The sequence below is a fragment of the Rhabdochromatium marinum genome (genome assembly GCF_016583795.1).
In the GTDB taxonomy this organism is placed as follows: Bacteria; Pseudomonadota; Gammaproteobacteria; order Chromatiales; family Chromatiaceae; genus Rhabdochromatium; species Rhabdochromatium marinum.
The window spans coordinates 1-7714 of the sequence record NZ_NRRS01000116.1; the positions used below are offsets into that span (position 1 = coordinate 1).

At 60.5% G+C, this 7714-nt stretch carries 9 protein-coding genes and 1 pseudogene; 5 read left to right on the forward strand and 5 right to left on the reverse strand.

All coding sequences use genetic code 11. The features are described 5' to 3' along the window. Positions 1-317 (forward strand): annotated as a pseudogene (locus CKO36_RS18150) (ISKra4 family transposase); the annotation flags it as partial. A 5-nt stretch (positions 318-322) separates the two neighbouring features. Here CKO36_RS18150 and CKO36_RS18155 read toward each other — a convergent pair. After that, on the reverse strand, positions 323-1075 hold the full coding sequence (locus tag CKO36_RS18155; protein ID WP_207161520.1) for a Na+ dependent nucleoside transporter N-terminal domain-containing protein: 753 nt from the start codon (positions 1073-1075) through the stop codon (positions 323-325). A gap of 243 nt (positions 1076-1318) precedes the next feature. Here CKO36_RS18155 and CKO36_RS18160 point away from each other — a divergent pair, with 243 nt between their 5' ends. From CKO36_RS18160 to CKO36_RS18175, 4 genes are read left to right on the forward strand one after another with little or no spacing between them, the layout of a single operon-like run. Beyond that, a complete protein-coding gene (locus tag CKO36_RS18160) occupies positions 1319-1861 on the forward strand; it encodes a thioredoxin family protein (RefSeq protein ID WP_200286331.1) in 543 nt (180 codons plus the stop codon). Between the two features lie 60 nt (positions 1862-1921). Continuing rightward, positions 1922-2218, forward strand: coding sequence for an acylphosphatase (locus CKO36_RS18165; protein WP_200286323.1), 297 nt, complete (start codon positions 1922-1924; stop codon positions 2216-2218). A 30-nt stretch (positions 2219-2248) separates the two neighbouring features. Further along, entirely contained in the window at positions 2249-2674 is a 426-nt protein-coding gene (locus CKO36_RS18170) for a rubrerythrin family protein (protein ID WP_200286324.1), read from the forward strand. Between the two features lie 31 nt (positions 2675-2705). Then, a complete protein-coding gene (locus tag CKO36_RS18175) occupies positions 2706-3476 on the forward strand; it encodes a J domain-containing protein (RefSeq protein WP_200286325.1) in 771 nt (256 codons plus the stop codon). 4 nt (positions 3477-3480) lie between these two features. Here CKO36_RS18175 and CKO36_RS18180 read toward each other — a convergent pair whose 3' ends face one another. The 4 genes from CKO36_RS18180 to CKO36_RS18195 form a co-directional block, all read right to left on the reverse strand. Continuing rightward, positions 3481-4524, reverse strand: a complete 1044-nt coding sequence (locus CKO36_RS18180; protein ID WP_200286326.1) for an MlaD family protein — start codon at positions 4522-4524, stop codon at positions 3481-3483. An 18-nt stretch (positions 4525-4542) separates the two neighbouring features. After that, entirely contained in the window at positions 4543-5334 is a 792-nt protein-coding gene (locus CKO36_RS18185; RefSeq protein ID WP_200286327.1) for an ABC transporter ATP-binding protein, read from the reverse strand. Next, on the reverse strand, positions 5334-6566 hold the full coding sequence (locus tag CKO36_RS18190; RefSeq protein WP_200286328.1) for an MlaE family ABC transporter permease: 1233 nt from the start codon (positions 6564-6566) through the stop codon (positions 5334-5336). The genes CKO36_RS18185 and CKO36_RS18190 overlap by 1 nt, the downstream gene beginning before the upstream one ends. 312 nt (positions 6567-6878) lie before the next feature. After that, positions 6879-7714 (reverse strand): RNA-guided endonuclease TnpB family protein (locus tag CKO36_RS18195; protein WP_200286329.1); only part of this gene is annotated, 836 nt, incomplete at its 5' end.

Sequence of the window (7714 nt, forward strand, 5' to 3'; positions counted from 1 at the left end):
AAGGCAAACGCCTGATGGACAAGCGCTCCTTGGGCAAAACCGTCAAAGCCAATCTTCAAGCGGCCCTGACCTACTTCAGCAATCAACGTGAACGCATGAACTACCCCGCGCACCTAGCCGAGAACTTACCGATTGGCTCCGGGGTCATCGAAGCGGCCTGTAAAACCCTGGTCAAGCAGCGCCTGTGCGGAGCGGGCATGCGCTGGAAACATCAGGGCGCCAAGATTGTTTTGAGCTTACGTGCGTTGGTTCAGTCGACCGGACGCTGGGCGCAATTCTGGGACAAGATCGATCAGTTCGGTGCTCAGCCTTGCTAAGGACATTATTGAAAGGTAGCACCCTGTGCATCAAACGGCACTGTTACGTTTTCTTCAGGCAACATGATACCGGCGATGACCAGCGCCGCTGGAGCACTCATCAGCGAGGCGGTCAGGATTTGTCCCATGGCATCGGGAATCAGATCACTCAGAATGCTGGCGTAGAGCAGCATCATTGTTCCGGCAATGGTCGCCATACCGCTGACCATGAGCGCAAACAGCGCCGCTCGTGACATGCTGTTGAGGTAGGGGCGAATCAACAATGGGGCCTCGGTCATACCGATGAACACATTGGCTGCTGTGGCCAGCCCCAGGGCGCCCGAGGTGTGGAGCGTGCGGCGCAGTACCCAGGCAAAAGCCTGTACCAGCCGTGGCAGAATGCGCCAGTGAAACAGCAGCGCCGACAGTGCCGAGACCACCAGCAGCAGCGGCAGGGCACGGAAGGCCAGCACAAAGCCATGCTCAGGCGCGGTGACCTCAAAGGGGGCAGCGGCGCCGGCCAGATAGCCGAAGACAAATTGCGTGCCCGCATCCGTGGCCTGTTGCAGCGCCAAAACCATCTCGTTGAGCAGCAGGAACAGTTGATGCGAGGGTGTCCATTTAAGCAGCAGCAGGCCGAGCAGCAGTTGCAGGGCCAGACCACCGACCACCAGGCGCGGCGAGATGGAGCGGCGCGCTTCGCTCAGCAGCCAGGCGATCCCAAGCAGGACCAGTAGCCCCAGGAGGGCTTGCAGGGTTTGCATGATGGACTCAGGCATGGTGAGACGTTCAACGAGCTTAATGAACAGAAAGCTTTGCTTTTGTGTCGCACTTTAGGCGGCTTTGGCTGGAAAGAAAAGTCTGGTGTGACTCAAGTCTCAGCGGCAACGGGATTGAAAGCCGCTGCGGTGGCGCGCACAATTTCAGGTGGCTTTATGCAAGAATCATCCACTGCGGATCAGCAAAAAATCAGCAGAAACCATCGGGAGGTTGGGATTATGACAACAATGAGCAAAGCGGCGATGCGTCGTGCCAGAGCGAGCGTGCCGGCCTTGGCTGTTTGGTTGCTTGGATTCGGGTTGGCTTTGGTTGCCCTGACCGGGGTGGCAGCCGAATCCGACGCTTTTTTCAATCAGACCTTCGGCGACTTCACCGAGGAGCTTGAAACCGCGCGGGCAGAGGGCAAGCAGGGATTGCTACTGATGTTCGAGATGGATGAGTGCCCCTTTTGTCATCGCATGAAAGCCACGGTGCTGAATCAGCCCGAGGTGCAGGCGTTCTTTGGTGAGCACTTTCTGGTTTTTCCGGTGGATATTGAGGGCGATCTTGAGGTGGTCGATTTCGATGGCCAGACCACCACGCAGAAAGATTTTGCTCTCAAGCAGTTTCGCGTGCGTGCCACGCCAGTGTTTGCCTTTTTCGATCTGGATGGTCAGCTGGTGGCGCGCTATACCGGCGCTACGCGCGATGCGGATGAATTTATGCAGCTCGGCCACTATGTCACCGAGGGCGCTTATGAAACGACCAGCTTTACCCAATATAAAAACTCCCAACCGACTGATTAAGGCGCTGAAGGTTCTGGGGTTAGGGTTGAGATTGGAGTTGATGCAGACAGAGGAGACAGCATGGCACAGCGAGATGAACGCGGGGAAGCGCAGGTTTGCTACCGTTGCCTGATCAGCGGTCGGGTGCAGGGGGTGTTTTTTCGTGCTTCCACGCGTGAGCAGGCTGAGCGCTTTGGCGTGACGGGTCATGCGCGCAATTGCCCGGACGGACGAGTGGAGGTGCTGGCGTGTGGCGCGCCCGAGGCCGTGGAGTCCCTGCGCGCTTGGTTGGCGCAGGGGCCACCACAGGCGCGGGTTGATGACTTGTCCTGTGAGCCGCTTGAATGGCGCGCTGTGACTGGCTTTACCACCGGTTGATAAATGACGCGAGGTATTGACGAGGATAGGATGGAACTGAAAGGCAGCAAGACTGAACAATGTTTGCGCGAGGCCTTCGCGAACGAGGCGAAGGCCAATCGGCGCTATCTGTATTTTGCCGCTCGGGCCGATGTGGAGGGCTTTAACGATGTCGCTGCCCTGTTTCGCTCGGCGGCGGACGGCGAAACCGGCCATGCCCATGGGCATCTGGAGTATCTGGAGGGCATTGGTGATCCGGATACCGGCCAGTCGATGGGGTCAACGGTACGGCATTTGCACTCCGCTATTGTTGGGGAAACTATGGAGGCGTCCGAGGGCTATCCGGCGATGGCGCGTACCGCTCGCGAGGAGGGATTTGATGAGATTGCTGATTGGTTTGAGATTCTGGCCAAGGCCGAGCGTTCTCATGCCAAGCGCTTTCAAAAAGCGCTCGATAATCTGGAGCAGGATGACTAAGCATTGACCGCCCAACTCGGAACCTGATTCCATGGCCAGGTTGTTGGTCTTGGTTGTGCTGCTGGGGTTGCTGCTGTGGGGGCTGCATTGGTTGCGCACGCGCCCCATCCCCGAGGTTAAGCGGATCCTGCGCCGCGTGCTGCTGTGGGGCGGGTTGGGGGTGCTGCTGGTGGCGGTGGCCAGCGGGCGCCTGAGTCTGCTGTTTGCCGTAGCGGCGGCGGCTGTGCCCATGCTGCTGCGCCTGTTGCATCTGCTCAGCCTGCTGCCGCTGATTCAGCAAGCCTTGCAGGCGTTGGGCTTTAAGACCGCTGGCGCGAATGCAGGTCAGACGAGCCGGCAGGCGGGGCAGTCGCGCATTCGCACCCGCTACCTGAGGATAGCCCTGGATCTGCGCAGTGGGCACATGGAGGGCCGGGTGCTGGATGGCCCCTTCAAAGGTGAGTCGCTTGCGGCGCTGGAGCGCTCGCAGTTACAGCGCATGCTTGAGTTTTATCAGGATAGCGATGCTCAGTCAGCGGCGGTGCTGCGCGCCTATCTGGAGCGCCGCTTTTCCGGTGCCTCGCAGGGATCGCAGCATGACAGCGGTCGCGCTGGCGCAGGAAAAGCGGCGCCGACATCGGGGCGCTTGTCGCTGGAAGAGGCCGGTGCCATCTTGGGCTTGAGTCCCGGGGCCGATCCTGCCGCGATTCGCGACGCGCATCGACGACTGATGCAGAAGCTGCACCCGGATCGCGGCGGCTCGGATTATCTTGCAGCCAAGATCAATGCAGCCAAGCAAAGGCTGCTGGAAGAATTCTCCTGAGACCTTAACGGCTACCCGCATCCGGCTTGCCGTTTAGCAGGGCTTCCGGGTGACGTTCAAGATACTCGGCCAGGGTGCGGATGGAACGCACAGCCTGCGTGCCTTCGCGGAGCAACTGATCGAGTTGATAGCGGGTGGGGGAGTCGCGGGCGACCAGTTGATCCACTGTGGCCAAGGTGTGGCTGGCCTGATCCAGCGCTGAACGCGCCGAGCGGCTCAGGGGTCCCCAGTCCTGTTCCAGTCGGGTGCTGAGTTGAGCGGTGTTGGTTGCGGCCTGTTGCACGGCAGGAGCGATGGCGGCGAGTTGTTCATGTGCGGCCACAGCCAGCTCGTCATAGTGGGTGAGCAGTTGTTGCAGAGTATTGAGCAGCGGTGGCAGATCCTGGTTGAGGGTCTGGAGCATGAGGCGACTTTGCGTCAGCGTTTGATCGAGACTGCTCACGGCTTGGTCGAGTTGCCCGGAGGCGAACAACTGGTGAATGGCCGTCAGGGTGCCGGTGGTCTGATCAACCAGATCGTTCAGTGGCAGATTGGTGATTAACTCCTCGACCCGGTCACGCGTGGCCTCAATGGCAGGTACCTGAATGGCGCCCTGATAATCGCGGGTTTCCGCTGGGGGCGGCAGGCGGGGATTCAGGCTCAAGGTCACGACATACTGCCCGGTGACCAGGCTGATGGACTCCAGCCGGGCGCGCAGGCCGCGCTCCTTGACCAGTTTGCGGATGACTGAGCGCGCATCCTGGCGGGCGCGACCGCTCATCACATCGACGTTCTGCGGCCAAACATCATAGCGCACCGGAATCCGAAAACTGTTGACACCGGGCAGATAGTCCAGGCTGATCTTGGTTACCTGTCCGATGGGAACGCCCTGGAAATGTACCTGGGTGCCGGTATTGAGCCCCTGCACCGAGCCGGGAAAAAAGGTCACCACCTCAATGCGTTCGCGCAGCAACGCGCCACTACCCAGCACGATCAGCGCTCCGACGAATAGCAGCAGTGCACCGAGTACAAAGCCACCGATGATGGCCGGATTGGCCTGTTTACTCATGGCTTGCTCATGGTCTGCTCATGACTTGCTCATGCCGGGCTCAGACTCAGGCTCGCCTCGGTTGAGAAAATGGCGCACCTCAGGCAGTGGCGAGTGATCCCGGAGCCAGCGCGGGTTGCCTGTGGTGAGCATGCTATGTTGTTCGGCATCAAGGAAAACGGCATCGTCGGCGATGGTGAAAATACTGGCCAGCTCATGGGTGACCACAACCAGGGTGGTCTCCAGGCTGGCGCGCAACTGGAGCAGGAGCTCATCCAGGCGCCTGGAGCTGAGGGGATCCAGTCCGGCCGAGGGTTCGTCAAAAAACAAAATCTCTGGGTCCAGTGCCATGGCGCGTGCTACGCCCACGCGCTTGCGCATCCCGCCGCTGATGGCAGACGGGTAATGGTCGCCGAAACCGGCCAAGCCGACTAGCGCCAATTTGTAGTCGGCCAGCTCGCGAATCTGCTGTTTGCTGAGTTGGGTGTGAACCTCAAGTGGCAGGCTGACATTCTCGCGCAGCGTCATGGCACTCCACAAGGCGCCGCTTTGATACATGACCCCCTGACGACGCATCAGCGCCAGACGCCCGGCGCTAGGGGTCCGCCAGCGATCGACGCCTTGGATCAGAATCTGTCCATGGCTGGGTTCCAGCAGGCCGGTCAGGGCGCGCATCAGAGTGCTTTTCCCACAGCCGCTGCCGCCCATGATGACGAAAATATCGCCGCAGCGGATGCTGAAGTTCAGCTGTTGCTGGATCAGCGTCTCGCCATAGGCCAGACTTGTATCGCGAACCTCAATCGCCGCTGCGCGCTCGTCTGGCTTTGACATCAGGACAGCCCGATGGCCTGAAAGAGCACCGTCAGTACGGCGGCGGCGATGACAATGAACAAAATGGCGGTGACGACGGCTGAGGTGGTGGCGCGTCCCACCTCGGCGGCGCTGCGGCCGCACTGCATGCCACGCAGGCAGCCGGATGCGGCAACAATGGCGCCATAGACGGTGGCGCTGATTAGCCCCTGCACCAGATGATTCAATGCCAGCGCCGTGCCGGTGGCGACAAAATACTCACTGACGGTGAGGCCGGCGACAGTGGTGCCAACGAAGGCGCCGCCGAGAATGCCAAACAGGTTGGCATAGATGGTCAGCAGCGGGGTCATCAGAATCAGCGCCAGCATGCGTGGCAGCACCAGAAAATCTATTGGTTCCAGGCCCAGGGTGCGCAGCGCATCGATTTCCTCATTGGCCTGCATGGCGCCAATCTGCGCGGCGAAGGCGGCGCCGGTGCGCCCGGCCAGCACAATAGCGGTAATTAGGGCGCCAATTTGTATCACCATCGCCAGGCCGACCAGATCGGCGATATAAATGCGCGCGCCAAATGGCTCCAGCTGCTGGTTGCCGATGTAGGCCAAAATCATGCCAACCAGAAAGCACACCAGGCTGACAATGGGCAGCGCATCGGCGCCGGCGGACTGGACAATCAGCCAGAAATCGGTGGAGCGAAACCGGCTCTGACCGCGCATCAGGCGTTGCACCGCCAAGGCCCCCTCGCCAAAGAAGCGCATAATCTCCCCGGTGGCGCTGGCCAGTGCCATGAAGTCCTGACCCAGGGGCACCAGAAAGGACGCTTGCGCGGACTGGGCCGGGTCGCGGACCTGTTCGGTGTCAGGCGCGGCGGCAGGCTCGGTTGCATGGGCGCCGGAGGCGGACTGGATCAGCTCCAGCAGCGCTTGCAAGGAGGCGGGTAGGGCTTCAATCTCGCAGGCGATGGCGCGCGTTGCGCAGACCCGCAGGATGGCCGCGATGAACACCACCAGGGTTGAGTCCCAATCGGTGAGCGCGCTGGTGTCGAAGCTCAGTTCGCGCAGTTCCTGTGCCTGGCCGATCTGGTCAAGCAGATTCTCAGGCTCTGGCGGGCTGGTATCCATACACCAGCGACCGCTAATCAGCAGCCGGGCGCTGCTGTGGTGCTCGCGCCTGTCGAGCTGCGCCCGGGGCGCCGGCCCAGCCGGCGTGGGCGCTGCATGGTGGTGGTCAGCGGTGGTGGATGCGATGAGCGGCATTCAGGCCTGTTGTGCCAACGCCAAACGACTTTATACGGATAATATCAGGAAACTAGGGAGCGAGCACCTCGGGCGCCGGTTCGATCAGCGTGTTTGGATTTGGATTGGTGTCGTTTTCTTGCCATGATCCCAGACGTCACTCCCGTCACTCAAGCCCGACGCCCGCGCACCGCGAGCAATCTGGAGACACTCCCATGCCCTTAGTCCAGCAAAACCTCCAACAAATCGGCGATTACGTCAAGGAGCACATCAGCGACTGGATCGCCGAGCAAAGCCTCGGCAAGCCGCCCGTCGTTTACGATTAAGCTGCTCCTAAAAACCTAAACAAAGTTGCTCATAGTGGTTTTTGGGTAATTCGCTCTCCGTTGATAGCACCCGGGATTGACCGGGCGAGCAACTGGAGTCCTGGTTGAGCAGTCCCAACCGGAGGCGCTCAGTCCGTGCTTGCACGATGGCCTTCACCGCTCGATACGGCGTGAACCGCTCGATGTCCGGGTCAGTTAAGCGTGCCAGCACGTTTTGCGCGGCGTTTTGGTCGGCGTCCAACACCTCCCCATCGAAACAGTAAAACCGATCCCCCTGGCGTTTGCCGAGTAGGCCTCCGTTGCGGGAATCGATTTGCGAGGTATAGGCCGGATTGACCAGCACGACCGCAGAACCTCTGCGGCTTGAAACACTGTCAAGTGCTTCGGCAATGACGCCTTTTGACCAACTGGCGAGGCGGCGATTGACGTTCTTGCCGAAGGACTTGCCCGCCATCGGGGCGGTTAAATCTTCTGCCGCGATCACGGCGGCTTTATCGACGACACGATGAACCGACTGAAAGACGGTGTCGCGGATGCGCGCGTGCGTCTTGTCCATCTGCCGGTGGAGCTTCTTGCGCCCGAGGTTGAACCGGCGAATGTGCTCGCGCTTGCGCGGGTTGCGGGTGTTCTTGGCGAGCGCACGCAGCTTGGCGCGGCGCTGGTATTTGGCTTTGAGCGTGTCGGATTGCTCGGTCAGTATTTGGCCCAGTTCCTGGCCGTGGTGCTCGCCGTCGGAATCGACCAGCACCTCGGAGTAGCCTTTATCGACGCCAATGGTGCGCTTGCCGCTGTCCTGTTTGGCTTCGACTTCGATGGTGTAGTGGACTTCGATGCGGTCCTCGT

What these genes read in the sequence shown, in the direction of transcription:
- CKO36_RS18180 (WP_200286326.1), bottom strand. Translation starts at nt 4,524, where the DNA reads ATGAGTAAACAGGCCAATCCGGCCATCATCGGTGGCTTTGTACTCGGT.
- CKO36_RS18175 (WP_200286325.1), top strand. Translation starts at nt 2,706, where the DNA reads ATGGCCAGGTTGTTGGTCTTGGTTGTGCTGCTGGGGTTGCTGCTGTGG.
- CKO36_RS18185 (WP_200286327.1), bottom strand. Translation starts at nt 5,334, where the DNA reads ATGTCAAAGCCAGACGAGCGCGCAGCGGCGATTGAGGTTCGCGATACA.
- CKO36_RS18160 (WP_200286331.1), top strand. Translation starts at nt 1,319, where the DNA reads ATGCGTCGTGCCAGAGCGAGCGTGCCGGCCTTGGCTGTTTGGTTGCTT.
- CKO36_RS18170 (WP_200286324.1), top strand. Translation starts at nt 2,249, where the DNA reads ATGGAACTGAAAGGCAGCAAGACTGAACAATGTTTGCGCGAGGCCTTC.
- CKO36_RS18165 (WP_200286323.1), top strand. Translation starts at nt 1,922, where the DNA reads ATGGCACAGCGAGATGAACGCGGGGAAGCGCAGGTTTGCTACCGTTGC.
- CKO36_RS18155 (WP_207161520.1), bottom strand. Translation starts at nt 1,075, where the DNA reads ATGCCTGAGTCCATCATGCAAACCCTGCAAGCCCTCCTGGGGCTACTG.
- CKO36_RS18190 (WP_200286328.1), bottom strand. Translation starts at nt 6,566, where the DNA reads ATGCCGCTCATCGCATCCACCACCGCTGACCACCACCATGCAGCGCCC.